Origin of the sequence: Actinoplanes flavus (assembly GCF_017592555.1) — a bacterium.
GTDB lineage: Bacteria > Actinomycetota > Actinomycetes > Mycobacteriales > Micromonosporaceae > Actinoplanes > Actinoplanes flavus.
On record NZ_JAGFNS010000007.1, the window covers coordinates 219,240 to 244,440 of the forward strand.

Here is a 25,201-nt window from a genome sequence, read left to right on the forward strand (position 1 = left end):
GGCGGCAACGGTTAGCCTCGACGGGTGGCCACCGCACTAGTCATCGAGAACGACCCCAGTGACGACCTCCGGCGCCTCGGCGACTGGCTGACCGAAGCCGGCCTGGAGCTCACCGTGCTCCGGCCGCACGCCGGCGACCGGCTCCCCGAGACGCTCGACGGCTATCTCGCCCTGATCGTGCTGGGCGGCGAGCAGAACGCCTACCCGGCGGCCGACGGCACCCCCGGCGCCCCCTGGTTCCCGGCCCTGGAGGGGCTGCTGCGCAAGGCGGTCCGGCACCGGGTGCCGACCCTCGGCGTGTGCCTGGGCGGGCAGCTGCTGGCCATCGCGCACGGCGGTCACGTCGAGCGCAGCACGGCCGGGCCGGAGATCGGTCCCGGGCTGGTCGGCAAACGCGACGCCGCCGACAACGACCCGCTGTTCAAGTGGGTGCCGCTGCTGCCCGACGTGACCCAGTGGCACCGTGACGAGATCACCGAGCTGCCGTTGAACGCGACCCTGCTGGCCGCCTCCTCCCGCTACCCGAACCAGGCGTTCCGGATCGGCGACCGGGCCTGGGGCCTCCAGTTCCACATCGAGTGCGACGCCGACATGATCGCCGACTGGGTGCGCGCCGACAGCGCCACCCTGACCGAGCTCGGCTACGACCCGGAGGCCGTGGTGCTGGCCACCGCCGCGTCGCTCGCCGACGTGGAGGAGGTCTGGCAGCCGTTCGCGGTCCGCTTCGCCTCCCTGGCGCTCGGCACCCTGCCCGACGCCGACATCCCGAACCAGGTCGTCGGCCGGACCCTGCCACTGCTGGGGCAGTGATGACCAGGCCCACCCGCCTGGCCCGGTACGGGTTCGCCGACAACGGCGCCCGGGCCACCGATCTGCTCGGCCCGCAGGGGCTGCGACTGTGGGACACCGAGGCACAGGCGCCGGTCGACGAGCGGGCCGCCGGGCTGCTCGAGGCGCTCTCCAAGGCCGCCGACCCGAACCTCGCGCTGCGCCAGCTGCACCGCATCGTCGAGTCGGTGGAACGGCACGGCGACGACCCCGGCGACCTGCTCGGGGCGCTGGCCGACGACCACGGCCTGCGGCGGCGGCTGCTCGCCGTGCTGGGCGCGTCGTCCACCCTCGGCGACCTGCTGGTGGCCAACCCGGGGGAGTGGCGGACGCTGGCCACCGGGCGCAGCGGCGGGCCACCGGACGCCGACGGGGGCCTGGCCGACTTCACGGAGTTGACCGTTCCGGCACTGCGTACCGCGTACCGGATCTCGCTTTTGAGAATCGCGGCCGCCGACCTGACCGGCGGCAGAGGGCTGGAACCCACCATGGCCGCCCTCTCCCGCCTGGCCGACGAGACGCTGGCCGCCGCCTACGCGATCGCGGTGGCCGCCCTGCCGGAGAGCGTGGCGGAGCCGCGCCTCGCGGTCGTCGCGATGGGCAAGTGCGGCGGCAACGAGCTGAACTACGTCTCCGACGTCGACGTGATCTTCGTGGCCGCGAGTGACGAGGATCTGAGCGCCGCCACCACGATCGCCGCGCGGATCATCGAGATCGGCGGCCAGGTGGCCTGGCCGGTGGACGCCGCGCTGCGCCCGGAGGGCAGTCGCGGCCCGCTCGTGCGCACCCTCGCCAGCCATCAGGCCTACTACCGGCGCTGGGCCCGGACGTGGGAGTTCCAGGCGCTGCTCAAGGCCCGTCCGGCGGCCGGCGATCTGGCCCTGGCGCAGGAGTGGATCGCCGATCTGGCGCCGCTGGTCTGGCACGCGGCCGAGCGGCCCGAGGCGGTCGCCGACGTGCGCGACATGCGCCGCAAGATCATCGAGAACGTGCCGAAGAAGGAACTGGACCGCGAGATCAAACGCGGTCCGGGCGGGCTGCGCGACATCGAGTTCGCGGTGCAGCTGCTCCAGCTCGTGCACGGCCGGGTGGACGAGACGCTGCGCGGCGGCGGCACGCTCCCGGCGCTGCGCGCCCTGGTCGCCGGCGGCTACGTGGGCCGCGAGGACGGCGAGACGCTGCTGCGTGGCTACCGGTTCCTGCGCGGCGTCGAACACCGGCTGCAACTTCAACACCTGCGGCGTACGCACACCGTGCCGGACGATCCGGACGGACTCCGCTGGCTCGCGGCCGCCCTGGGGTATACCGCCCTGCCCGGTCAGGGCGCCGTCGAGGCCTTCCGGTCCGACTGGGTGGGACACGCCGCCAACGTTCGCCGCCTGCACGTCAAGCTGCTCTACCGGCCGCTGCTGGAGGCGGTCGCCCGGGTCCCCGCCGAGGAACTGCGGATGACCCCGGAGTCGGCCCGCCGCCGGCTGGAGATCCTCGGGTTCGCCGACCCGGCCGCCGCGCTACGGCATCTGGAGGCGCTGACCGGGGGCGTCACCCGTACCTCGGCGATCCAGCGCACCCTGCTGCCGATGCTGCTCCAGGACTTCGCCGACGCCCCGGAACCCGACCGTGGCCTGCTCAACTACCGCCAGGTGTCGGACAAACTGGGCAGCACGCCGTGGTATCTGCGGCTGCTGCGCGACGGCGGACCGGTGGCCCGCCGCCTGGCCCGGGTGCTGAGCCTCTCCCGGTACGCCACCGACCTGCTCACCCGCGACCCGGAGGCGCTGCGCCTGCTCGCCGAGGACACCGAACTCCAGCCCCGGCCGCGGGAGACGCTGCTGGACGGGTTCGCGGCGGCCGGCGACCGGCACACCGACCCGGTGAAGGCCATCGGCGCGGTCCGGGCGCTGCGCCGCCGGGAGCTGTTCCGGCTGGCCAGCGCGGACATCCTGAGCCACGGCGGCGACCTGGCCCCGGACCGTCCGCTCGGCGTCGACGCCATCGGGGTGGCCCTCTCCGACGTCACCGACGCCACCCTGAACGCGGCGCTGCGGATCGCCCGGCGCGCCAAACCCGGCCCGGACGGGCTGCGGTTCGCGGTCATCGGCATGGGCCGGCTCGGCGGGTACGAGATGAGCTACCCCTCCGACGCCGACGTGCTGTTCGTCTACGAGCCGCCGGCCGGCTGCCCCGAGGCTGAGGCCAGCGCCGCGGCGCACGCCATCGCCGAGGAGATGCGCCGGCTGCTCAACGCCCCCGCCCCGGACCCGGCCCTGGGCGTCGACGCCGACCTGCGCCCGGAGGGCCGGCAGGGGCCGCTGGTGCGCAGCCTCCAGGCGTACCGGCAGTACTACGACCGCTGGTCGAAGGTGTGGGAGGCGCAGGCGCTGCTGCGGGCCCGGTTCGTCTGCGGCGACGTGGAGCTGGGGCAGCGGTTCGAGGCGCTGGCCGACCGGATGCGCTACCCGTCCGGTGGCCTCACCCGCGAGCAGGTGGTCGAGATCCGCCGGATCAAGGCCCGGGTGGAGACCGAGCGGCTGCCCCGCGGCGCCGACCCGAACACGCACACCAAACTCGGCCGGGGCGGACTCGCCGACGTCGAGTGGGCGGTCCAGCTCACCCAGCTGCGGTACGCCCACGAGCTGCCCGGGCTGCGCCGCACCCGGACCCTGGAGGCGCTGTCCGAGGCCGCCGGAGCCGAGCTGGTCAGCGAACCGGACGCGGCCGAGATGGCGGCCGGCTGGACACTGGCGGCCCAGGTCCGCAACGCGCTCACCCTGGTCCGCGGCCGCCCCACCGACCAGCTGCCGCGCCACGGGGTCGAGCTGGCGGGCGCGGTGCTCCTGCTGGGCGGCGGCGACCCGGGTGAGTTCGTGGACCGGTACCTACGGTTGACCCGGCGATCCCGGGCCGCGATGGAGCGGGTGCTGGAGTCCTGATCAGCACGGTTCGCTGGTGGCGTCCCCGCGCAGCAGGCGATAGGTGTTCCCGGTGGTGCTGAGCACGTAGACGGCCCGCCACCGGGTGCAGGTCTCGTCGAGCCGTTCCGGCGGGCCGTGCCCGTCCTTCTGCTCGCTGCGGAAGGTGACCTCGGCCCGCAGCCGCCCGGACGCCGCCTCGGCCAGCCGGACCAGTACGACGTCCGAGTCCCGGGTCGTCGACGTGCCCTCGGCGAACGCCGCCATCTGCCGGGCGTCCGCCGGGTCGATCTCACCGGCCGGGTCGAGCACCCCGGCGACGGCCCGGTAGTCCCGCTCGTTGATTCCGGTGAAGTACGTGTCCAGCATGTCCGCCACGTCGCCGGCCCGCGGGTCGGTGACCGCCGCGGCCACGGTGACCAGGCCGGCCCGGTCGTTCTCCAGGACCGGGACGGGCGCGGCCGACGCCACCGGGCGGCCCGGGGCACTCGGCTGGTGGTCCGTGCCGAGCAGGCGCGGCCCGCCCACGACGGCCGCCGTCACCAGGGCCGCGATGAGGACCACGATCGGCAGGGCGGGCAACAGGCGGCTGCGGGCCGGCGGTGCGGGCGGTCCCGGATCGGCCGGTTCGGGAATCCACAGCGGAGCCGGTTCGGGCGGCTCCCAGATGGCCGCCCGCGGTGGGCGGGGGCGGTGACAGACCGCGCACTCGTCCGGCGTGCCGGAGTTCCGTTCCCCGCAGTCGATACAGACCCACATGTATCTGCCAACGAGCCCGGGTCATCCAGGGCCGCGGATGTCACGCGTGCGGGTGTCAGCCGGTCGCGGCCGTTATCACTCTTGTCAGTGCGGCGTGCACCTGGCGAAGGTCCTCGATCGGCATGCCGAGCCGTTCGACCACCGCGGGCGGGATCCGCTCCGCCTCGGCCCGCAGCTCCCGGCCCCGCCCGGTCAGCGTGATCGCCAGGCTGCGCTCGTCGGCCCGGTCCCGTTCCCGGCGCAGGTAGCCGATCGCCTCCAGCCGTTTGAGCAGCGGGGACAGCGTGCCCGGGTCGAGTTGCAGCAGCTCGGAGAGACGGCGGACGGAGAGCGGGGCGTGCTGCCAGAGGGCGAGCATCACCAGGTACTGAGGATGGGTCAGGCCCATCGGCTCCAGCAGCGGGCGGTAGATCGCCACGACGCTGCGGGCGGCCACCGACAGCGCGAAGCAGACCTGCTGCTCCAGCGCCAACGGGTCTTCCACGGGTTCGCTCATCACCGGCTACTCTAGCAATCATTGGTGTACCAATGATTGGCCTGCAAACTGTTTCAGGAGGCGCGTCGTGTCCCGTTTGTCGGAGTGGTATCACCGCACCTTCGACGACTGGTTCTTCCGGTCCTTCATCGGCCCGGCCCAGACCAAGGGCGCCGTCCAGGGGTGCGACGAGCCCGCACGTGAGCAGTGGAAACGCGACCTGGAGAACCGCAAGCGCTACACCCGCGAACAGCGCGAGCGCAAACGCGCCGAACGCGAGGCCCGGCACAACTCCAGCAGCCGTTCATCGGCACGTACCTGATCCGACGACCACCCGTTGTCCCGGACGTTGTGCCGCCGGGAGGCCGCCAGCTCCGCCTCGAAGAGCGGATCCAGGGCGGCCGCCAGCGGGCCGTCCGCCGCCTCGACGATGTCGGGCCGGGTGTGGGCGTTGCCCTGCCACGCGGCGGTCAGGACCGGGGTCACCGGCCCGGCCTCGCCGGTGATCCGCCACAGCGCCAGGGCGGCCCGGACCGGCGGCCAGTGCTCGCCGGCCGGGCCGTCCAGGTAGGTCTCGACAAGCGGGGCGGCCGCGGCAGCCGCCGGCCCCATCGCGCCGATCTCGCCGAGCGCCGCGCCGGAGGCTGGACCGTCCAGCCGGGCGGTCAGCAGGGACAGGGCGTCCGGGGCCCGCTCGATCCGCCACAGCGCCCCGGCCGCGGCCACCGCGAGCCCCGGATCGTCGCCGGACGCGGCCTCGCGCAGGGCGGGCAGCGCCGCCGCGGCTGCCGGACCGATCCGGCCCAGCGTTCCGGCCGACCAGTCGTCCAGCGGGGAGGCCAGTAGCCGGGGCACGGCCGGGGCGGCGGCCGGTCCGACGGCGCGCAGCGCGGTCTGGAGGCCGTACCACTCCGACGGGACGCGCTCGCCGGGCGCCAGGACCGGGAACACCGAAAGGATCTCGGGGACGATGCGGTCGGCCGATCCGGGGTACCGGGCGAGCAGATGTCCGGCGGAGCTCGGCCGTTGCGGCAACCGCAGGGCGGTGAGCAGCAGCGGCAGGGCCCGCTCGTCGCCGAGATCGCCGAGCAGCTCCAGGTAGGGGTGCAGGCCCGGCAGGTCACGGGAATAGCGGACCGTCCACTCCGGAAGACCGTCCCGCCAGGGCAGCGCGTCGATCGCGGCCAGCCGCCGGGCCATCGTCTCCACGGCCGGGGCGGCGACGTGGCCCCAATACCGGAGCATGCCCGCCGCGGTCTCGGCCGTCCTCGGTGACCGGTCCAGCAGCGCCGCGATGCCGGCCACCGCCTCCCGGAAGTCGCCGCGCCACCTTTCGATCAGCTTGTTCGCGGCGAACAGCGCGTCCTCGGCGAGGTCGTCGTGTTTCGAGGCCAGCAGCGGGGTGATGATCGCGATCCGGTCCGCCACGCGCGGGCCGAGCGGGTCGGTGAGGTCCTCGATGACGCGGGCGCAGTGCGGCGCCCGCCGCCCCTCGGCGCTCTGCTCCCACATCGTCCGGATCGATCCGATCATGGTGTTCGTCGTGAAGCCGGCCGGCTCGGCCGGGACGCCCGGTTCGGCGTAGGCCCTCTCGAACAGGCTGGTCACGCCGTCGAGCGGGACCCGGTACGGATCGGTGTGCGCCACGGCCGCCAGCGCGGCCACCGAGGTGGAGGCGGGGCCGTTGGCGGCGATGTCGAGGAGGCGAGCGATCGCGGCGTCGTCGAGATCCACCTGGCCCAGCGCGGCGAACAGGGCCCGGCGTGCCCCGGCGTCCTCCTCCGTGCCCAGGAGGCCGGTGAGCAGCGCGGCGACGTTCGCGACGGCCGGGCCGAGAGCGATCAGCAGTTTCGGCATGGCGCCGCGCATCTCCGGATCCGGCTCGGCGAGCAGGCCGATCAGGTCCGGCGCCGCCGCCACCACCAGCTCGTGTGCCCGTGTCGCCTGCCGCAGCATCTCGGCGCCGTCCCCGTCGAGCTCCTCCTCGTCCGGCCATTCACGGAGGTCGGCGATGCTCGCCAGCAACGCGGTGATCCCGTCCCGGCCGGGCCGGCCCGGAGTGGTCACCGCCTCGATCAGGTACGGCACCGCCGCCACCGTCGAGTCGTAGACGTCGCCCTGGTGGTGGACGCAGCCGTACATGGCGTCCAGAGACTCCTCGCGGGTCGCCGGATCCGGGTCGACCAGGCCGCGGATCCAGTCCGGCACGTCCTCGGCCGAACCGTAGGCGTGTTCCAGCGAACCCCAGTCGACGTCGTCCAGCCCGGCGAACATCGACGCAGCCTAGATCAGGCGGCTGGTCAGCGTGTACCGGCCGGCCGCGGGCACCCGCACCCGGGTCCACTCGCCGTCGGCGGTGACCGTGGCGCCGCCGGAGGCGGTCAGGCGGCGGTGATGTCGCACCCGGACCGGCACCTCGCCGGCTGCGGGGGCGTCGAAGACGATCGTCGCGCCGTCCTGCCGGACCAGTGTCGCCGGGGCGGCCACGATCGGGCGCGGATCGGCCACCTTGTAGAGCCGCCAGTGGGCGTCGCTCCAGATCAGCGACAGGTACGGCAGGCCGGCGGTGACCATCTCCGCCTCCTGTCGGCCGGGCCACGCCAGCTCCACGTCGGGGACGGCCACGAACTGGACCGCCTCCTCGTCCAGCCAGGCCCGGTAGGAGTCGGGGGTCAACTCCACGCCTGTCCCGGCGGCCCCCGGGACGGTGGTGAAGAACAGCGGGTTCCGGTCGATGTCGGCCTGCCGCAGCCAGCCCCGGGCCAGCGGGATCCCGCCCATCGAGGCGGCCTCCCAGTAGGACCGGGTGGTCGGGATCTCCACCCGCCCGGTCAGCGTCTCGGCCGCCAGCCGGTCCCGCAGCGGCCGGAAGTAGGCCTCGTCCGCCGACGGGTTCCCGATGTCGCGCACGTCACCCGGCACGACCATCGGCTGCCACCACGCCACCGCGACGATCAACGCGATCAATCCCGCTCTTTCCCACCCCGCGGATGTACGCGTGAGCGCGCGCCGTGGCAGCACCGCGTAGGCGGCCAGCACCGGAAGGGCGAACATGGTCGCGAGGCGGGTGGCGTTCAATCCGACCGGGGTGTGGATCAGCGCGGCGGCCAGCACCCCGGCCGACGACAGCAGCGCCCCGATCCGGACCGGCCGCAGAGGCACGAGCAGCGCCACCACCAGCCCGGTCACCACCGCGTGCAGGGTGTCGGCGCGGCTGATGTTCATCCACCCGCCGTCCCCGAAGAGCAGTGCCGTCACCGCGAGCGGCACGGCGGCCGGTACGGCGAGCAGGAGCCCGTCCCGGAGCCGGCGGCCGCCGGCGGGGAGGGCGCTCAGCATCAGGGCGACGCCGGCCAGGCCGGTGAACAGGCCGGCGACCGGGCTGGTCGCGCCGGCCAGGAAGGCGGGGACCACGGCGAGGCGGCGCCGTCGGGGGACGGTGAGCAGGACCACCGCCGCGAGGCCGAAGCAGACCCCGAGGCCGTACGTCACCCGGCCGCTGACCAGGTTCCCGGCGAATCCGGCCACCCCGAGGAGGGCACCCAGCAGGGGCCGGGCCGCACCGGTCCGCCGGAACAGCACCGCCATCAGCACCGGCCCGGCGATCAGGGTGAGCACGCCGGTCACCCGCACGCCGAGCACGGCCATCACCGGCTGTGACACGAGGCTGTAGCCGAACTGTTCGACCCCGGCGTACCAGCGCAGGTCGACCGGGGTGAGGCCGTGTTCGGTGAAGAAGCCGGCCCGGGCGACCTGGGCGGCCAGGTCCGAGCCCATCGGGGGCAGCAGCAGGTAGCCGGCGCCGAGGAGCACCGCGACCAGCGCGGTGATCCACTCCACCCGGTGCCGGACCCACATCCCGCCGACCCTACCGCCACCGTCTTGGTAGCAGCCTGTCACGGTAGGGTCCCTGTCATGCCCCGTCCCCGTCTCGTCCGTTACCTGGGCCTGGCAGGGAGTCTGTTCCTGGCGGGTGCGGCCTGGCTGGGCGGCGCGAGCAGCCCGTGGGAACCCACGGTGACGCCGCGCACCATCCTGGCCGGGCGCGACGGCGTGCTGCTGCCGCTCTGCTGGCTGCTCGGCACGGTGCTGCTGATCGGCGCGTGGTGGGCCGGGCGCCGGTCGGTTCCGCATCCGCGGTGGGCCTACGTCACCGCCGGGTTGTGGGCTCTGCCACTGCTGCCGTTCCTGCCGCTGGGCAGCTACGACGTCTACTCGTACGCCTGTCAGGGTTGGCAGCAGGCGGCCGGGCTCGACCCGTACGCCGGCGGTGTCGATCTTCTGGGTTGTCCCTGGGCCGACGCCGTGGCGCCGACCTGGCGCACCTCCCCGGCCCCGTACGGCCCGGTGTTCCTCGTCCTGGCGGCGATCGCCGCGAAGCTGGGCGGCTCGCTCACCGGGACCGTCGCCCTGCTCCGCCTGATCGCCGTGCTCGGCGTCGTGGCACTCGGCTGGTGTCTCCCGAGGATCGCGCACCGGGCCGGGGTGCCGCCGGAGCGTGCCGTGTGGCTGGTGCTGGCGTGCCCTCTCGTACCGATCCATCTGGTCTCCGGCGCCCACAACGAGGCGGTGATGCTCGCGCTGATGGTCGGCGGGCTGACCGCGGCCGTCGCCCGCCGTCCGCTGCTCGCCGGGGTTCTGCTGGGGCTGGCCGTCGGGGTGAAGGCGACCGCGGTCGTGGTGCTGCCGTTCGTGGTGCTGCTGTTCCCGGGGCTGTCGCGGAAGGCGATGGTCGCCGGGGGAGCGGCGGGCGCGCTGGCGGCCGTCTCGTTCGGTTCCGGGCTGGGCCTGGGCTGGCTGTCCGGCCTGGCGGGCAGTGGGGTGTCGGTGCAGTGGACCGCTCCGCCGACCGCGATCGGCATGACACTGGAGCTGTTCGGCGTGCCCGGCGCGGTGGCTGTCACCCGGATCCTGGGGATGATCGCGCTGGCCGGGGTACTCCTGCTGCTGTGGCTGCGTGCCCGGAGAAGCGCCCGGACCGGCGACCCGCTGCGCTACACCGGCCTGGCGCTGGCCGCGACCGTGCTGCTCGCGCCGGTGTTCCATCCCTGGTACGCGCTGTGGCCGCTGGCCGTCCTGGCCGCCACGGTCCGGCGCGACACCCGGTGGCTGGTGGTCCCGCCCGCGGTGGCCGCCGCCCTGTGCCTGCCGGACGGCTACAACCTCGCCCTCGCCACCAAGGCGCAGGGCGCGATCGTGATGACCCTGCTCGCCGGTTTTCTAGCGTGGAAAGTAGTGCATGAAGCGAAAAGCGATAGTCGCCGTCCTGGCGCTGATCACGGTGGCACTGATCGTCATCGCGGGGTTCCGTAACACGTACTTCGACTCCCGGGTCTACTACGGGGCGATCGTCTACTGGTTCCGCGACGGCGGCATGGTCTACGACTTCCTGCGGCCGGGCACCCCGTACGGGTTCACCTATCCGCCGTTCGCCGGGCTGGTCATGTACCCGATGGCGCTGCTGCCGCTGCTCGGTGTGATGACCGTCGCGACGATCATGACGGTGGCCACCACGGCGCTGCTGGTGCACTGGCTGGTCGGCCCGGAGATCGAGCGCCGGGGCTGGACGCGGTGGTTCGCCCTGTCCGTGGCGGTCTGCCTGGCGCTGTCGTTCGAGCCGGTCCGCGAGACGATCACCTTCGGTCAGGTCAACGTGCTGCTGCTGGCGCTGGTCGCCGGCGACATGCTGTTCGGGCTGGCCCGTGGCCGGAAGTGGGCCGGTGTCGGCATCGGCCTGGCCACCGCGATCAAGCTGACTCCCGGCGTCTTCATCCTCTACCTGCTGGTCACCCGGCGCTGGCGGGCCCTCGGCACGGCGATCGGCGCGGCGGCCGGGGCCACCCTGCTGGCCGGGGCGATCTTCCCGGACGAGTCCCGGGAGTTCTGGACGTCGGCGCTGTGGGACACCAACCGGGTCGGCCTGCTCTACTACCTGTCCAACCAGTCGGAGCGCGGTCTGCTGGCCCGGCTGCCGATCGAGCTCGTCGAGTCACGGGTGTGGCTGGTCTGCGTGCTCGCCACGTGCGCGGTGTGGGCCTGGCGGGTGGCGAGGAGCCGCGACGACGTGGTCGGCGGCCTGGCGCTGACCGGCATCCTCGGCTGCCTGATCAGCCCGGTCACCTGGATCCACCACTGCGTGTGGCTGATTCCGGCGCTGGTCCTGTGCATTCTCCACGGTCGTCCCTATCTGGGCTGGTCGGCGTACCTTCTGATGACGTCGCACGTGACGTGGCTGTGGGAGAGGCGGCCGCGACCACCGCTGGAGCTCCTCGGCGCCAACCTCTATGTCTGGTTCAGCCTGGCTCTGCTCATCTGGACACCGGTCGGCACGCGCCGTTCGTCCGGCCTCCACGAACCGGACAAGATCATCGCGTAGTCGGAGCGCAGGTCCCCGACCCGTCCGGCAAGCTCGTCGTGATCGACACCGCGACCCGGAAGACCGTCCGCGAGATCGGCCTCGGCTGCTCTGATAGCCGCTGACACGGCGCCGACCCGCAGATCAGCGCCGTGTCAGCGCCGCCGGGCACCGTGTCCACATGGATGACACGAACGCGATCGTCGCCGAGGGCCTGGTGAAACGCTACGGCGACACCACCGCCCTGGACGGCGTCGACCTGACCGTCCGGGCCGGGACGGTGCTCGGCCTGCTCGGTCCCAACGGCGCCGGCAAGACCACCGCCGTACGGGTGCTGGCCACCCTGCTCCCGCCGGACGCCGGCCACGCGACCGTCGGCGGCCACGACGTGGTGCGGCGGCCGGGCGAGGTCCGCAGGCTGATCGGCCTCACCGGCCAGTACGCCTCGGTCGACGAGTCCCTGACCGGCGCCGAGAACCTGCTCATGATCGGCCGGCTGCTCGGCCTCTCCCGCCCGGCCGCCCGCGACCGGGCCCGTACCCTGCTGGAGCGTTTCGACCTGTCGGACGCCGCCGGCCGGGCCGCCGGAAAGTACTCCGGGGGCATGCGCCGCCGCCTCGACCTGGCCGCCAGCCTCGTCGGCCACCCCCGCGTCCTCTACCTGGACGAACCCACCACCGGCCTGGACCCGCGCAGCCGCAACGAGGTCTGGGACATCGTCCGCGGCCTGGTCCGCGAGGGTGTGACCGTGCTGCTCACCACCCAGTACCTGGACGAAGCCGACCAGTTGGCCGACGAGATCGTGGTGATCGACCACGGCCGGGTCATCGCCACCGGCACGCCCGCCTCGCTGAAAGCCCGGACCGCCGCGCAGACCGTCACCGTCCGCCCGGCCTTCGCCGACCAGCTCACCCGGGTCCGGGACGCGGTGGGCCGGGTCGCCGCCGGGCCGGCCGTGGTGACCGGCGAGATCGTCACCGCCCCGGTCAGCGACCCCGGCGCCCTCGCGAAACTGGTCCGCGACCTCGACGAGCACGGTCTCACCGTCGACGAGCTGGCGCTGCGCGGACCCAGCCTGGACGAGGTCTTCCTGAGCCTGACCGGAGGCCGGCCGTGACCACCATGCCGCTGCGCAACACCGCGACCCTGGCCTGGCGCACCCTGGTCCAGATCAAGCACAACCCGTTCGAGCTGATCGACTTCAGCGTCCAGCCGATCATGTTCCTGCTGCTGTTCACCTACGTCTTCGGCGGCGCGATGGCGGGCAGCCCGGCCGAATACCTGATCTTCGCCCTGCCCGGGATCATCGTCCAGAACCTGATCTTCGCGACCATGAACACCGGCATCGGCCTGAACACCGACATCAGCAAGGGTGTCTTCGACCGGCTCCGGTCCCTGCCGATCAGCCGGTTCGCCCCGCTCGCCGGGCGGATCAGCGCCGACGTGATCAAGCAGGCCTGGGCGATCGCCCTGCTGCTCGGGATCGGCATGGTCCTCGGCTTCCGGATCGAGACCGGACCGGCGGCGGTGCTCGCCGCGTTCGGGCTGCTGCTCGTCTTCGCGATGTCACTGTCCTGGGTGTCGGTGCTGGTCGCGATGCTGGCCTCCGCCCCGGAGAAGGTGCAGATCTTCGGGTTCGTGCTGTTCTTCCCGATCACCATGGCCAGCGGCGCCTTCGTCGACCCGTCCACCATGCCCGGCTGGCTGGAGGCGTTCGCCGAGATCAACCCGACCACGGTCCTCGCCGACGCGGTCCGCGGGCTGCTCAGCGGCGGCCCGGTCGCCGAGCCGGTCACCTGGTCACTGGCCTGGGCCGCGGGACTCCTGCTGATCTTCGCCCCGCTCTCCGTCCGGGCCTTCCGCCGCCGCGTCTGAAACCCCTTTCCCGGTACGCGTGACGTCGTCCCCTTCCTTCGGGCCGTCCCGCCGGTGCGGCGCGAGCCCGGACGGGACGAGGTCACGCCTACCAGAAAGGACGGTGAAAGTCTCCAGGGCGGTCCGCATGGTGACGCCGTCTCCCCGCTCGTAGGCCTGCTCGAAGCCCGCGTCGCCCAGCGCGGCGCGGGCCTCGCGTTCCACCCGGCCGGCGTGCGGATCGGAGCGGTCGCGAGAGCCGCGGACCGCGTCGGCGGCGCCGAGCAGCGTCGCGGCGCGCGCCGGATCGCCGGACCGTGCCGCATGGTCGGCGGCGCCGGCCAGCGCCGCCGCGACGACCGGACCGTCCATGACCGCCGTGCTGATCCGTAGCGCCTCCCCGTGCAGCGCGGCCGCCCGGTCCAGATCGCCCCCGGCGCCTTCGGCCAGCGCCGCGGTGGTGTGCGCCAGCGCCTGGAACTGCGGCGCCACGGTCGACCGCCCGATCACCCGCAGGGTCGTCGCGGCCAGCTCGCGGGCCTCGCCGATCCGGCCCTCGGCGAGCGCGATCGTGGCGCGCCCGTGGTTCACGGCCGCGGTCACCGCCGCCCCGCCGTCCTCCCGGGCGTGCTCCTCGGCCCGGTCCAGCGTCTCCCGGGCCCCGTCCAGATCCCCGGCCAGCCACAGCTGATGCGCCAGCTTCACCCGGAACTGCGGCAACTCCTCCCGCAGACCGACCTCCTCGATCAGCGCCAGCGCCTCCCGCTGGCACGCGATCGCCTGCTCCCGGTCGCCGCGGGCGGCCGCCAGGTCGGCCATCGCGGTCAGCGTGAACCCGGTGCCCCAGCGCTCGCCGATCGCCCGGAACCCGGCGAGGGCCTGCCGCAGTTCGGCCTCGGCGGTAGCCGGCTCCTCACCGAAGTTCAGCCGGATCTGGGCGATGAACATGACCGCCACCGCCCGCAGCCACGGATCCGGATCGTCCAGCAGCGCCCGCGCCCCACCGAACGAGTCGCCGCCCCGCTCCGCCGACGAGAGCGTCACCAACGGCCGGATCAGGCGCAACAGCGGATGCGTGCCCTCGACGCCGGCGGCCGCCTCCTCCGCGTTCCGGAACGCGGCCCTCACCTCGGTGAACTCCATCGCGCCCTCGATGCCGTTGAGGGCGGAGAACGCGTGGACCAGGGCCAGTTCGGCACGGTCCGCCGTGCCGGGCAGGGCCAGCGCCCCGGCGCACAGGGTCGCGCCCTCCATCCGGTTTCCGCCCAGCCACCAGTAGAAGCCGAGCGCCGCGCAGAGCGACACGGCCGTGGCCCGGTCCGCCGCCGTGATCGCCGCCCGCACCGAGGCGTGCAGGTTGTCGCGTTCCTCGGTGAGCCGGCGCATCCAGGTCAGCTGGTCGGCCCGGCGCAGCCGTGGCTCCGCCTCCCGGGCCAGCGCCAGCAGGTGAGCGGCGATCGCCCGGCGCGCGTCCTCCCCGTCGCCGGACTCGTCGAGGCGCTCCAGGCCGTACTCGCGGATCGTCTCCAGCATCCGGTAACGGCCGTCCGTGCCCAGGACCAGCAACGACTTGTCGACCAGGGCGGCCAGCGGATCCAGGTCGGGGCCGCACACCCGCTCCACCGCGGTCACGTCGGCGCCGCCCGGCAGCAGCGCCAGCCGCCGCCACGTCCGCCGCTCCTCCTCGGACAGCGGGTCCCAGCTCCAGTCCACCACCGCGCGCAGTGTGCGATGCCGGGGCAGGGCGGTCCGGCTGCCGCCGGTCAGCAGCCGGAACCGGTCGGTCAGACGGTCGGCGAGCACGTCGACGGGCAGGGTCCGGGACCGGGCCGCCGCCAGTTCGATGGCCAGCGGAATCCCGTCCAGGGCACGGCACACGCGGACCACCGCGGGAGTGTCGTCAGGCGTCAGCGTGAGAGCGGGCGCCCGGTCGAGCAGCAACCGGACCGCCGGGGCCCGGCCCGCCGCCTCCGGCCCGGCATCCGCCGGAGGCAGACCGAGCGGCTCCACCGGGAACAGCCGCTCACCCGGGATGCCCAGCGGCTCCCGGCTGGTCGCCACGATCCGCAGCCCCGGCGCGGCCCGCAGCAGCGTGTCGGCGAGCTCCGCGGCGGCGGCGATCAGATGCTCGCAGTTGTCCAGGATCAGCAGCATCTCCCGGGTGGCGACGGCCTCCCGCAGCCGGTCCAGCGGGGGCGCCTGCTCCCGGCCGATCAGCACCGGGCTCCGCAGGTCCAGGGCGGTCAGCACGGCCCGCGGCAGCTCGGCCGGATCGCGGACCGGCGCCAGCTCGGCCAGCCACACCGGACCCGGCAGCCGGGCGCCCACCTCGACCGCCAGCCGGGTCTTCCCGCTGCCGCCCGGACCGGTCAGCGTGACCAGCCGGTGCGCGCCGGTCAGGCCGCGCACCGCCCGCACGTCGTCGTCACGGCCCACGAAACTGCTCACCTCGGCCGGCAGATTGCCGCGGCGACCGGTCTCCCGCAGCAGGTCCAGGTGCAGCGCGGCCAGCTCCTCCGACGGGTCCACGCCGAGGTCGTCGGCCAGCCGCTGCCGCACCCCGGCGAAGACCTCCAGCGCCCGCGCCCGGTCCCCGGACCGCCGCAGCGCCCGGATCAGCAGCGCGGCCAGTGTCTCGTCCAGCGGATGCTCGGCGGCCAGCGCCGCCAGCTCGGCGACGACGTCCCGGTCGGCCATCTCGCCGGCCAGCCACGCCTTCCGGGCGGTCAGCCACAGGCTCCGCAACCGGATCGCCTCGGCCTCGGCCACCTCGGGAAACTCCGGGTCGCCGCGCCACAGCCCGAGAGCCTTCGCCGGATCCTCCGCGACCAGCCGGGCGAACCGGTGCGCGTCCACCCGGTCCGGCTCCAGGGCCAGCCGATATCCGTTCGGCGCGGTCTCGATCACCAGGTCCGGCACGGCGCGGCGCAGCCGGGACACCAGCGCCTGCAACGCGTTCGCGGTGGCGGCCGGCGGCGCCGCACCCCAGACCCCGTCGATCAACCGTTCGGCGGAGACGGTCCGGCCCGCGTCCAAAGCCAGAAGCACCACGAGGGTACGGAGACGAGCACCCGGAATCGAGAACGGCCGCCCGTCGCCGCTCTCCACCCGGACTGGCCCCAGCACCCCGATCTCCACCCGACAGATTGTGCCGCCCGCAGTCCCGTCCCAGGGAGGGATCGTCGGACCTAGGATCGTGCTCCCAGCGCCGTCTCGACGGTGCCGAGACAGCGCTGGGAGCCAGCCGGGCGAATCGGCCGTTGTCCGGGCAGTCGACGTGCCGGTCATGTGGCGCGGCCACAGTGGACCGCTGGAGGTGTTTCGGTGGACCGGCCGGCGTCGCGGGACTCCCGGAGCGGGCCTGCTCGAAGGGATCACCAGCGGCCGGCCATGACGCCGAGTCCCACGTTTCGCCGGACCGGTCTAGGGGCGGCGCGGTGCCGGTTCGAGGGGTGGGGAGGGCTCGTCCAGGAGCATGATCGGAGGGCCGGGTTCGAGCGGCTCCGGTGGGGTGTGCAGCCGGGGTGGCAGACCGGGTCGCCAGTGGCGGCGGCGGCTCCGGCGCAGGGCGGCGGCCGCCAGCAGGATGGCCAGAACCAGGACGGCGGCTATCGCGGCGCCGGTCAGGGCTATGGCGCGCCGCTGGGGTTCGGTGGCGTCGGCGGAGGGCGGGGGCGCCTGCAACGCCGGGAGGCGGCGGGCCTCGGTGTCCACCACCTGAGCGGTCAGTGCCGCGTACGGGTTGATCACGCCGGCGCCGAACGCCGGGCCGATGGGGGCGGGACTGGCGGTCGCCACCAGGTGACGGGCGATGTCGCCGGCGTTCAGGTCGGGATGGCGGGCCCGGGTCAGGGCGGCCGCCGCGCCCACGAAACCGGCGGCCACCGCGGTGCCGTCCACTTCGACCAGGCCGCGGCCGGTCTGCAGGGTGGGGACCGCGACGCCGGGGGCCACCAGGTCGACGTAGTCGCCGCGCTGGGAGTCCGGCCAGTTCCGGCCGGTCTGGTCGATGGCGCCCACCCCGAGAACGTTCGGGTAGGAGGCGGGGTACGGCTGGGGGTTGGGCTCGTCGGGTCCGCCCAGATCGCCGACCGCGGCGACCACGACGACGTTCCGTGCGGCCGCGGCGGCGACGGCGGCCTCGAGGTCGCGGTCGTCGTCGTGAACCGGCGCGGCGACCACCACCACGTCGGCGCCGTTCTGTACGGCGACGGTGATGCCCTGGGCCAGCGAGTCCGGGGTGGGCTCGGAACCGGCCGGGTCGTCCAGCATCACCCGGACCGGCAGGATCCGTGACGCCGGGGACAGTCCGGCCACGTCGTTGTCGCCGCCGGCGCGCTGGCCGCTGATGACGCCGGCGACCTGGGTCCCGGTGCCGGTGCAGTCCTGGTTCGCGCGACCGGCCCCGATGACGCCGGCGCCGGCCAGGACCCGGTTGCCGAACTGTGGCTGGCCGGCGTCGACGCCGGTGGAGAGGACGGCCACGGTGATTCCGGCGCCATTCTCCAGCGGGGTGACGGCATCGGCCTGCAACATCGCCCTCGGCCATGATCCGTTTATTCGATCACGGCCGGGATCGGCGCAATTCTGGCCGGGCGCGGCGAGTGCGGGAACGGGTGCGGAAAAGATCGGAACAATGATCGACAGGAACAGCGCCGCGAGCCTCATGACGCACATCCTCCGCACTCATCGACAATGATTCCATTGAATGCCGGAAAGTCGCGGACCCATGGCGATCGTGGACTCCTGGCCACCGGATTCGGTGGGCGATCGTCCACGATCCGCACAGGGCGGCCGCCGGTGGGCGCCGGCGGCCGGTGGCCGGTCGGTCACATGCTGCCGGCGATCTGCGCGTCCACCTGCTGCATGCGCTCGGCCGAGGCGCCCAGCCGGACACCGACGCCGGCCAGCGCGGACTTGATCTCGGTGGCGCCCTGGTTCCACTTCTGCCGGGCCTCGTCGCAGGCGGTGCCCGCGGCGCCGGTCCAGTCCTGGGCGAACAGCTGGGTGAAGGCGGTGTAGAGGTCGTTGAGCTCGCGGTCCATCTGCCCCTGGAAGGTGTTGATGGCGGCCGACACGTCGGCGATCTGCCCGAAGTTGTAGGTGATGTTCATGGTCGGGTCTCCGTTCCGGGTCAGCCACGAAGGGCGGTGATGACGGAGCTGTCGACGCCACCGGCAGCGGCGGCTCGCAGGTCCTGGGCGGCTTCCTCGTCGTTGGTGCCGTAGGTCTGGGAGGCGGCCGACATCTTGCCGCCGAGTTCCTCGAGCGCCTGCATGATCTTCGTGAGACCGTCGTTGAGCTGCGCCGAGACGTCCTGGAGGGCGTTGTTCGCGGTTCCGGCGAAGGCGCCGCCGCTGAGGCCCTGGATCTGGCCGAGGAGTCGGTTCATCCCGCTGGAGATGTTCTGTCCGGTGTCCGAGCACCGGCCGGCCATCGCGCTGAGCTGTTCCTGTGTGGCATGGACCTGACCCATGCCCGGCGTTCCTGCCACGATCTTCTCCCCGATTCTCGTGAGTGGGTTATGCCAGTCCGTACGCCGCCCGCCCGGATCCGGTTCGAAGCTTTTTCGAGGAATTCTCGTCGAACCCGTTCCGGGACCCCGGCGTACTCTTCTGCGTCACCGATCACCGCGATCGACGAATCATTGTGATCCATTGGGGGAGGCGTGATGGGTGCGGACAATCCTTACGCGGACCAGACCGCGAAGAACACGCGCACGCCGTGGCTCGGCGGCGGCCCGTCGGTGGACGTCGACCTGGACGGCCTCCGCGACTACGCGACCCTCATGGGGAAACAGCAGACGGACATCATGTCCCGCACCGGGTACCTGGCGCCGCTCGGCCAGATGCCGGCCGCCGCCTTCGATGGTGACGTGCTGGGTGAGGCGGACGCGGTGCGGGCGCGGCTGGTGGCGAACGCCGGCGAGCTGACCGTCTACCTGCAGAAGCTGGCCGAGTCGGTGGGCAACATCGGCAACGCGGCCCGGACCGTCGCGGACAGCTACCGCGGCGGCGACGCCCTCTCCGCGGCCTCCCTCAACGACGTGCTGTTCGCGTACGGCGACAAGAGCGTGCCCCGGCCGGCGGGCCTGCCGGAGGGTGTCGGCGTGACCTTCCAGGAGCGGCAGGCGGCCGCGCGGCCGGCGGTCCCGGCCGCGGACAGTGGCGAGTGGACGACGACGTCGGTCACCCCGCTGTCGGCGTACCAGTCGCTGGAGACGGCGGCCGGGCCGAACGGCGAGCGCCGCGAGGTGACGACGTTCAGCGCGCCGGGCAGCGGGATCACCACGGTCACCACCACGGTGTTCGGCAGCGACGGCGAGACGGTGTCGTCGGTCACCACCCGTACCTCGACCCGGGTGACCGGAGACGTCGAGATCAACGTCGAGGAGACCTTCGGACCCGACGGCCGGCAGACCGGGACGACGGAGACCCGGACACGGTACGACGGCGAGCACGTGACCGGCCGCAGCACCGAGATCCGCGACGCCGACGGGCAGACCGTGCACCGGACCGTCGAGACCACCGACGCGGACACTCGCGAGCAGGTCACCGTCACGTCGGAACGCGACGCCGACGGCGTGATCGTGGAGACGAACCGGGTGGTCACCGGGATCGCCACCCAGGGGCAGGAGGTTCCCACCCCGTCCATCGCCGAGAAGTACCGAGTGAACGGCTGATCCGATGGCTGACTACTACGGCGCGACCGCCGACCCCAACTACGGGTACAGCCCGTACAGCGGACAGACGCACTACGGCAGCTACCCGTCCTCGCAGACGCCGTTCACCGGCGCGCCCGGCGGCGGCAACACCACCGGCATCGAGGAGATCCGTCAGCGGATCCGGAACATGCACCCGGAGCAGATGGCGGCGCTCGCCGACCAGTGGCAGAACGCCTGGTCGTTCCTGGCGGACGTGAAGACGTTCCTGCTGAACCAGAGCAACGTGCTGCGGGACGAGGCCTGGCAGTCCCCGGCCGCCCGGGACGCGTTCCTGCGACGGGGACCCGGGGAGACGCTCGCCTACCTGGACGTGTGGATGGACGCCGCCCAGCAGAACGTGACCGCCCTGCGCCACCTGGTCAACGTCTCCACCGAGGCCCGGTACGCGATGGAGCGGCTGGTCAGGGACTACGAGGACGAGCTGCGGGAGGCCCGGAACGTCGACTTCCTGGAGCACGTCGGCGCCTTCTTCACCGAGGGCGTCGGCTGGGACGCGGCGAGGCTGGAGGAGATCGAGGAGGACCAGTCACGGGTCCAGGAGAAGTACCGGTACGAGGCGCAGAAGCTGGCCTTCTACTACGGCGACCAGTTCTTCGACTACATCGGCACGCTCGCCAGCGGCGTCGGCCCGCCGGTGCAGCCGATGAACGCGGTGCTCAGCCAGCCGGCCGGGCTGCCCGGTGGGGGCGGCCTGCCGGGTGGGGCGGGGCCGGGACAGCCGGGTCCCGGGTTCCAGCCGCTGCCGGTCGGCAACCCGCCGGCGGCGCAGCTTCCGCCGGGCACGACGCCGCCCGGGCAGCTGCCGCCGGGTCTGCTCCCGCCCGGAGCCGCGCTTCCGCTCCCGGTGGCGCCGGGCACCGTACCCCCGGGGTCTCTGCCGCCCGGTGTGACGCCTCCCGGAAGTCTGCCGCCGGGCCTGTCGCCCGGTCTTCCGGCGCCGATCGGCCAGTTGCCGCCCGGTGTTCCGCCGCCGGCGCCCGGAACGCTGCCGCCGGGGACGTTGCCACCCGGAACGCTGCCGCCGGGCACCCTCCAGCCGGGGACGGTGCCGCCGGGCAGCGGGCCGTCGGTGATCCCGCCGGCAAGTGTGCGGCCCGGTCTGCCTCCGCGGCTGGGGCGGCCGGAGCAAAACGTGACGGTTCCGCCGGGCGGGCTGCCGCCGGGGCGGACCATCCGGCGCCCGAGCGCTCCGAGCGCGCCCGTCGTGCCGCCGGGCGGGCGGGAGATCCGGCGCACCGCTCCGGCGACCGTGCCGCCGACCTCCCCGGCCGCGCGCCCCGGGCGTACCACTCCGGGGGTGACGCCGCCGCCCGGCCAGACCGGGCGTCCCGGCCGGACCACTCCGGGGGTGACGCCGCCGCCCGGCCAGACCGGGCGTCCCGGCCGGACCACCCCGGGGGTGACGCCGCCCGGCCAGACCGGGCGTCCCGGCCGGACCACCACCGGGGCGACGCCGCCGGCCCGGACCTCTCCTCCCGGGGTCACGCCGCCGGGACAGACGGGACGGCCCGGGGATCGCGATCGCGGGCGTCCGGGGACACCGGCCCGGCCCACCGGGTCCGGAGTGGACGCGTTCGGCCGTCCGCCGGGGCAGGCCGCTCCGCCCGTACTGAAGAATCCGGGTGAGGGACGCGGAGCCCGGCCCGGCAGCGAGGCCGAGATGCGCCGCCCGGCCGCCCCGCAGCGTCCCGGCGGCGCCGCGCCGCCGGTGCTGAACCGGCCCACCTCGCCGGCCGCTCCTCCGCCCTACCGGCCGACCCGCCGGGATCGCGGTCTGCCGCCCTGGTCCGATCTGTTCGGCGCCGAGGAGGCCCGCAGGCGTGGTGGCTCCGGGACGATCGACGCGCCGGAGCGGGCCCGTCCGGACGGCGGTCCGTGGGGTCTGCGCAGCCGCGCGGCGACCCGGCCGGAGACACCGGCCGAGCCGAACCGGCCCGGCACGGTCGCGCCCGAGCTGGGCCGGCGGCGCGGGGGCGGCGAGCCGGTTCCGGTCCGCGAGGACCACGAGCTGGTCACCGACCAGCAGGCCTTCGGGGTACGGACGCCGGGCGGCAACGTGGTGACCGGCCGGGGCGAGGAGCCGCCGGAACCGGAGATCCGCCGGGCGTTCCGGTCGTGAGCCTCAGGCCCGGGGTACGGGTACCACAGTCGAGCCGGCGGCCCGGTCGTGCAGTCCCCGGCCTCCTCGTCGAACAAGCCGCGGCCGAGGCCGGCCCCGTTTGTTGATGCGGCCACGGCGGCTGAGCGCACGCGATAGTGTCCGAAGAGCGGCTCGCGGCCTCGCCATGCCTGCTCGAAGCGTTACGTAACACGGCGGAAACAATAGGGATACGCCGGGGCAACTCCGTACCCATAACGTCGCGACCAGCCCTGCCAGGTGGCGGCATGTGCCGCCCGGTATCGGAAATACTGTGCCAGGAGGACGTGTGTTCGCCAATCCCGAGGAACTCCTGCGATACCTCAAAGACGAGGACGTCAAGTTCGTCGACGTACGTTTCTGTGACCTCCCGGGTGTGATGCAGCACTTCAACATCCCGGTCGAGTCGTTCGACGACAGTGTGGTGACCGACGGCCTCGCCTTCGACGGGTCCTCGATCCGCGGATTCCAGGCCATCCACGAGTCCGACATGATGCTGCTTCCGGACGTCGCCACCGCCTTCGTGGACCCGTTCCGGATCCAGAAGACGCTCGCGCTGAACTTCTTCATCCACGACCCGTTCACCCGCGAGGCCTACTCGCGTGACCCGCGGAACGTGGCCAAGAAGGCCGAGGCCTACCTGGCCGCCAGCGGCATCGCCGACACCGCCTACTTCGGCGCCGAGGCGGAGTTCTACATCTTCGACTCGATCCGCCACGAGACCTCGGCCCACCAGTCGTTCTACTACATCGACTCGATCGAGGGCGCGTGGAACTCGGGTCGTGAGGAGCCGGGCGGCAACCTCGGCTACAAGACCACCTTCAAGGGTGGCTACTTCCCGGTCTCCCCGGTCGACCACTACTCGGACCTGCGCGACATCATGGTCCGCAAGCTGATCGACTCCGGTTTCACCGTCGAGCGCTCGCACCACGAGGTCGGCACCGCGGGCCAGGCCGAGATCAACTACAAGTTCTCGACCCTGCTGCACGCCGGCGACCAGATGCAGCTGTTCAAGTACATCATCAAGAACACCGCGCGGGCCGAGGGCAAGACCGTCACGTTCATGCCGAAGCCGCTCTTCGGTGACAACGGCTCCGGCATGCACACCCACCAGAGCCTGTGGCTGAACGGCGAGCCGCTGTTCTACGACGAGACCGGTTACGCGGGTCTGTCCGACATGGCCCGGTGGTACATCGGCGGCCTCCTGCACCACTCGCCGTCGCTGCTCGCGTTCACCAACCCGACCGTCAACTCGTACCGGCGTCTCGTGCCCGGCTACGAGGCCCCGGTCAACCTGGTGTACTCGCAGCGCAACCGCTCCGCCTGCACCCGTATCCCGGTGACCGGCAGCAACCCGAAGGCCAAGCGCGTCGAGTTCCGCGTCCCGGACCCGTCGTCGAACCCGTACCTGGCGTTCTCGGCGATGATGATGGCCGGCCTGGACGGCATCAAGAACAAGATCGAGCCGCCGGCCCCGATCGACAAGGACCTGTACGACCTGCCGCCGGAGGAGTGGGGCAACGTCAAGCAGGTGCCCGGCTCCCTCGACGCCGTGCTGAACTCGCTCGAGGACGACCACGAGTACCTGACGGCCGGTGGCGTCTTCACCGAGGACCTGATCTCCACCTGGATCGACTACAAGCGCACCAACGAGGTCGACCCGGTCCGGCTCCGCCCGACCCCCCACGAGTTCGAGATGTACTACAACGTGTGACCCTCTCCAAGGTCGTGACCAGCGGTTTCATCCGCTGATCTGATCTTGGGCACAACGTGAGGAACGGCGGTCATGCTCGGCTCCCGGCCGGGTGGCCGCCGTTTCGCGTGTGCCGAACACCCGATGACGGTTGCCGGGTGACGGATGCGGAGATACTGTGTATGAAACAGTATGAGGTGACACTAGGGTGACGATCGAGGGGAAGCTGGAGGCCGAGCTGCGGCGCGGCGTCCTCGTGCTCGCGGTCCTCACCCGGCTGCGCACCCGACAGTACGGCTACTCGTTACGCCAGGCCCTCGCCGACGCCGGCATGCCGGTCGAGGAGGGCACGCTCTACCCACTGCTGCGCCGCCTGGAGGCGCAGGGGCTGCTGGAGAGCTCGTGGGACACCGACGGCGCCTCACCCCGGCGCTACTACTGGCTCAGCCCGGAGGGCAAGCGCGTTCTCGAGACGATGAGTGAGACGTGGCGGCGTCAGGTCCGGGTGATGGATTCGCTCCTGGATTAGGAGGCGATCGGCATGGACGCCGACGACGTCATCGAGAGCTACGTGCACGATGTGGCGCGACGGCTGCCGCCGCGCAAACGGGACGATGTCGCTTTCGAGCTGCGTGCGCTGCTGCGGGAGGATCTGCGGTCCCGGCCCGGCGGGAGTACGCCGGAGTCCGCCGTGGAGATGCTGCGCGAGCTGGGCCGCCCCGCCGAGACCGCGGCCCGCTATCACCGCCCGTTCACCCTCGTCGAGCCGAGTGACACGTGGAGTTTCCTGGTCGCCGCGGTGGCCGGCGGTGTCGTGGCATGGGTCATGATCCCGCCGGAGTGGATGTCGGTGGCGACGCTCGCCTGGTTCGGGCTGCTGGTGATCGGGTTCGCGGTCCGGGGCCTGATCCTGCGGCGCGACCCGGAGGCGTTCGCCTGGCGGCCGCACCGGGTCCGGCGAACCGGCCGGGCGAACCGGGCCGGTGTGCTCGCACAGGTCACGGCGTGGGCGGCGCTGCTGATGGTGTACCTGAACCCGGGCTCACTGACCTACACCGACGACTTCGCCGGCCCGCTGCGGATGCCCTGGCTGGTGGTGATCCTCGCGCTGCATCTGGCGCTGCTGGTCCTGGTGTTCCAGCGCGGCCGCTGGCAGCCGTGGACCCGCTGGTCACGGCTCCTGCTGACGCTGGAGGCCGGGATCCAGCTGGGCTGGCACTGCCGCTACGGCGACGTCTTCGCCGATCCGGGGGCCGACGCGCTGGTGTTGCCGTGGGTGGCCGCGCTGGCCGGGATCCTGGTGCTGGTGGCGGCTCTGATGTTCTACCGCGAGGTCACCCGGGTCGAGCCGGCGCCGAGGATGTCAGTGGTATGAGCGCCGGCCCTGATGTTCTACCGCGAGGTCACCCGGGTCGAGCCGGCGCCGAGAATGTCAGTGGTATGAGCGCCGGCCCTGATGTTCTA

Annotated in this window: 20 protein-coding genes; 12 read left to right on the plus strand and 8 right to left on the minus strand. The window is 73.0% G+C overall.

What is annotated here, in order from left to right:
- The first annotated feature begins 24 nt into the window (after window positions 1-24).
- Both J5X75_RS13005 and J5X75_RS13010 read left to right on the plus strand, forming a co-directional pair.
- Window positions 25-810 carry a type 1 glutamine amidotransferase gene (locus J5X75_RS13005; RefSeq protein WP_208467599.1) on the plus strand — a complete coding sequence of 262 codons (786 nt, stop codon included), beginning with the start codon at window positions 25-27 and terminating at the stop codon, window positions 808-810.
- Window positions 810-3,761 (plus strand): bifunctional [glutamine synthetase] adenylyltransferase/[glutamine synthetase]-adenylyl-L-tyrosine phosphorylase, encoded by a 2,952-nt coding sequence (locus tag J5X75_RS13010; RefSeq protein WP_208467600.1) that lies wholly within the window; start codon window positions 810-812, stop codon window positions 3,759-3,761. Before J5X75_RS13005 ends, J5X75_RS13010 begins: the two co-directional genes overlap by 1 nt.
- Here the strand turns inward: J5X75_RS13010 and J5X75_RS13015 are convergent, their stop codons facing one another.
- Together J5X75_RS13015 and J5X75_RS13020 are read right to left on the minus strand one after the other, a co-directional pair.
- On the minus strand, window positions 3,762-4,499 hold the full coding sequence (locus tag J5X75_RS13015; RefSeq protein WP_208467601.1) for a zinc finger Ran-binding domain-containing protein: 738 nt from the start codon (window positions 4,497-4,499) through the stop codon (window positions 3,762-3,764).
- A 55-nt stretch (window positions 4,500-4,554) separates the two neighbouring features.
- A complete protein-coding gene (locus J5X75_RS13020) occupies window positions 4,555-4,995 on the minus strand; it encodes a MarR family winged helix-turn-helix transcriptional regulator (protein WP_208467602.1) in 441 nt (146 codons plus the stop codon).
- Between the two features lie 67 nt (window positions 4,996-5,062).
- On the opposite strand from J5X75_RS13020, the gene J5X75_RS13025 reads away from it, so the two are divergent.
- Window positions 5,063-5,296 carry a hypothetical protein gene (locus tag J5X75_RS13025; RefSeq protein WP_208467603.1) on the plus strand — a complete coding sequence of 78 codons (234 nt, stop codon included), beginning with the start codon at window positions 5,063-5,065 and terminating at the stop codon, window positions 5,294-5,296.
- Here J5X75_RS13025 and J5X75_RS13030 read toward each other — a convergent pair.
- Together J5X75_RS13030 and J5X75_RS13035 are read right to left on the minus strand one after the other, a co-directional pair.
- Window positions 5,212-7,248, minus strand: coding sequence for a hypothetical protein (locus J5X75_RS13030; RefSeq protein WP_208467604.1), 2,037 nt, complete (start codon window positions 7,246-7,248; stop codon window positions 5,212-5,214). The genes J5X75_RS13025 and J5X75_RS13030 overlap by 85 nt on opposite strands.
- Window positions 7,249-7,257: 9 nt before the next feature.
- Complete coding sequence (locus tag J5X75_RS13035; protein WP_208467605.1) at window positions 7,258-8,832, minus strand: hypothetical protein; 1,575 nt, start codon at window positions 8,830-8,832, stop codon at window positions 7,258-7,260.
- Between the two features lie 57 nt (window positions 8,833-8,889).
- On the opposite strand from J5X75_RS13035, the gene mptB reads away from it, so the two are divergent.
- The 4 genes from mptB to J5X75_RS13055 all read left to right on the plus strand — a co-directional run bounded on the left by mptB (window position 8,890) and on the right by J5X75_RS13055 (window position 13,204).
- The gene (gene mptB / locus J5X75_RS13040; RefSeq protein WP_208467606.1) at window positions 8,890-10,287 is read left to right on the plus strand and encodes a polyprenol phosphomannose-dependent alpha 1,6 mannosyltransferase MptB; all 1,398 of its coding nucleotides are present in this window, start codon (window positions 8,890-8,892) and stop codon (window positions 10,285-10,287) included.
- Window positions 10,214-11,350 (plus strand): glycosyltransferase 87 family protein, encoded by a 1,137-nt coding sequence (locus J5X75_RS13045; protein ID WP_208467607.1) that lies wholly within the window; start codon window positions 10,214-10,216, stop codon window positions 11,348-11,350. The genes mptB and J5X75_RS13045 overlap by 74 nt, the downstream gene beginning before the upstream one ends.
- A 160-nt stretch (window positions 11,351-11,510) precedes the next feature.
- Window positions 11,511-12,446 (plus strand): ATP-binding cassette domain-containing protein, encoded by a 936-nt coding sequence (locus J5X75_RS13050; protein WP_208467608.1) that lies wholly within the window; start codon window positions 11,511-11,513, stop codon window positions 12,444-12,446.
- Between the two features lie 5 nt (window positions 12,447-12,451).
- The gene (locus J5X75_RS13055; RefSeq protein WP_208467701.1) at window positions 12,452-13,204 is read left to right on the plus strand and encodes an ABC transporter permease; all 753 of its coding nucleotides are present in this window, start codon (window positions 12,452-12,454) and stop codon (window positions 13,202-13,204) included.
- On the opposite strand, the gene J5X75_RS13060 is transcribed toward J5X75_RS13055, so the two are convergent.
- The 4 genes from J5X75_RS13060 to J5X75_RS13075 form a co-directional block, all read right to left on the minus strand.
- Window positions 13,130-16,321 carry an ATP-binding protein gene (locus tag J5X75_RS13060; protein ID WP_208467609.1) on the minus strand — a complete coding sequence of 1,064 codons (3,192 nt, stop codon included), beginning with the start codon at window positions 16,319-16,321 and terminating at the stop codon, window positions 13,130-13,132. The two genes, J5X75_RS13055 and J5X75_RS13060, sit on opposite strands and share 75 nt — an antisense overlap.
- A 285-nt stretch (window positions 16,322-16,606) precedes the next feature.
- On the minus strand, window positions 16,607-17,719 hold the full coding sequence (locus J5X75_RS13065) for a S8 family serine peptidase (protein ID WP_208467610.1): 1,113 nt from the start codon (window positions 17,717-17,719) through the stop codon (window positions 16,607-16,609).
- A 293-nt stretch (window positions 17,720-18,012) separates the two neighbouring features.
- Window positions 18,013-18,297 carry a WXG100 family type VII secretion target gene (locus tag J5X75_RS13070; RefSeq protein WP_183226066.1) on the minus strand — a complete coding sequence of 95 codons (285 nt, stop codon included), beginning with the start codon at window positions 18,295-18,297 and terminating at the stop codon, window positions 18,013-18,015.
- Window positions 18,298-18,317: 20 nt separating this feature from the next.
- Complete coding sequence (locus J5X75_RS13075; protein ID WP_208467611.1) at window positions 18,318-18,659, minus strand: WXG100 family type VII secretion target; 342 nt, start codon at window positions 18,657-18,659, stop codon at window positions 18,318-18,320.
- A 195-nt stretch (window positions 18,660-18,854) separates the two neighbouring features.
- On the opposite strand from J5X75_RS13075, the gene J5X75_RS13080 reads away from it, so the two are divergent.
- The 5 genes from J5X75_RS13080 (at window position 18,855) to J5X75_RS13100 (ending at window position 25,112) form a co-directional block, all read left to right on the plus strand.
- Entirely contained in the window at window positions 18,855-19,865 is a 1,011-nt protein-coding gene (locus J5X75_RS13080; protein WP_208467612.1) for a hypothetical protein, read from the plus strand.
- Window positions 19,866-19,869: 4 nt separating this feature from the next.
- On the plus strand, window positions 19,870-22,026 hold the full coding sequence (locus J5X75_RS13085) for a hypothetical protein (RefSeq protein WP_208467613.1): 2,157 nt from the start codon (window positions 19,870-19,872) through the stop codon (window positions 22,024-22,026).
- Between the two features lie 307 nt (window positions 22,027-22,333).
- Window positions 22,334-23,758 (plus strand): type I glutamate--ammonia ligase, encoded by a 1,425-nt coding sequence (gene glnA / locus J5X75_RS13090; protein ID WP_208467614.1) that lies wholly within the window; start codon window positions 22,334-22,336, stop codon window positions 23,756-23,758.
- Between the two features lie 187 nt (window positions 23,759-23,945).
- Entirely contained in the window at window positions 23,946-24,266 is a 321-nt protein-coding gene (locus J5X75_RS13095; RefSeq protein WP_208467615.1) for a PadR family transcriptional regulator, read from the plus strand.
- A gap of 12 nt (window positions 24,267-24,278) precedes the next feature.
- Entirely contained in the window at window positions 24,279-25,112 is an 834-nt protein-coding gene (locus J5X75_RS13100; protein WP_208467616.1) for a hypothetical protein, read from the plus strand.
- Window positions 25,113-25,201: the final 89 nt, after the last annotated feature.

Excerpts from the sequence above, each read along its gene's own strand:
- J5X75_RS13010 (WP_208467600.1), top strand. The coding sequence starts at position 810 with ATGACCAGGCCCACCCGCCTGGCCCGGTACGGGTTCGCCGACAACGGC.
- J5X75_RS13015 (WP_208467601.1), bottom strand. The coding sequence starts at position 4,499 with ATGTGGGTCTGTATCGACTGCGGGGAACGGAACTCCGGCACGCCGGAC.
- J5X75_RS13020 (WP_208467602.1), bottom strand. The coding sequence starts at position 4,995 with ATGAGCGAACCCGTGGAAGACCCGTTGGCGCTGGAGCAGCAGGTCTGC.
- J5X75_RS13030 (WP_208467604.1), bottom strand. The coding sequence starts at position 7,248 with ATGTTCGCCGGGCTGGACGACGTCGACTGGGGTTCGCTGGAACACGCC.
- J5X75_RS13035 (WP_208467605.1), bottom strand. The coding sequence starts at position 8,832 with ATGTGGGTCCGGCACCGGGTGGAGTGGATCACCGCGCTGGTCGCGGTG.
- mptB (WP_208467606.1), top strand. The coding sequence starts at position 8,890 with ATGCCCCGTCCCCGTCTCGTCCGTTACCTGGGCCTGGCAGGGAGTCTG.
- J5X75_RS13045 (WP_208467607.1), top strand. The coding sequence starts at position 10,214 with ATGAAGCGAAAAGCGATAGTCGCCGTCCTGGCGCTGATCACGGTGGCA.
- J5X75_RS13050 (WP_208467608.1), top strand. The coding sequence starts at position 11,511 with ATGGATGACACGAACGCGATCGTCGCCGAGGGCCTGGTGAAACGCTAC.
- J5X75_RS13055 (WP_208467701.1), top strand. The coding sequence starts at position 12,452 with ATGCCGCTGCGCAACACCGCGACCCTGGCCTGGCGCACCCTGGTCCAG.
- J5X75_RS13065 (WP_208467610.1), bottom strand. The coding sequence starts at position 17,719 with ATGTTGCAGGCCGATGCCGTCACCCCGCTGGAGAATGGCGCCGGAATC.
- J5X75_RS13070 (WP_183226066.1), bottom strand. The coding sequence starts at position 18,297 with ATGAACATCACCTACAACTTCGGGCAGATCGCCGACGTGTCGGCCGCC.
- J5X75_RS13075 (WP_208467611.1), bottom strand. The coding sequence starts at position 18,659 with ATGGGTCAGGTCCATGCCACACAGGAACAGCTCAGCGCGATGGCCGGC.
- J5X75_RS13080 (WP_208467612.1), top strand. The coding sequence starts at position 18,855 with ATGGGTGCGGACAATCCTTACGCGGACCAGACCGCGAAGAACACGCGC.
- J5X75_RS13085 (WP_208467613.1), top strand. The coding sequence starts at position 19,870 with ATGGCTGACTACTACGGCGCGACCGCCGACCCCAACTACGGGTACAGC.
- J5X75_RS13100 (WP_208467616.1), top strand. The coding sequence starts at position 24,279 with ATGGACGCCGACGACGTCATCGAGAGCTACGTGCACGATGTGGCGCGA.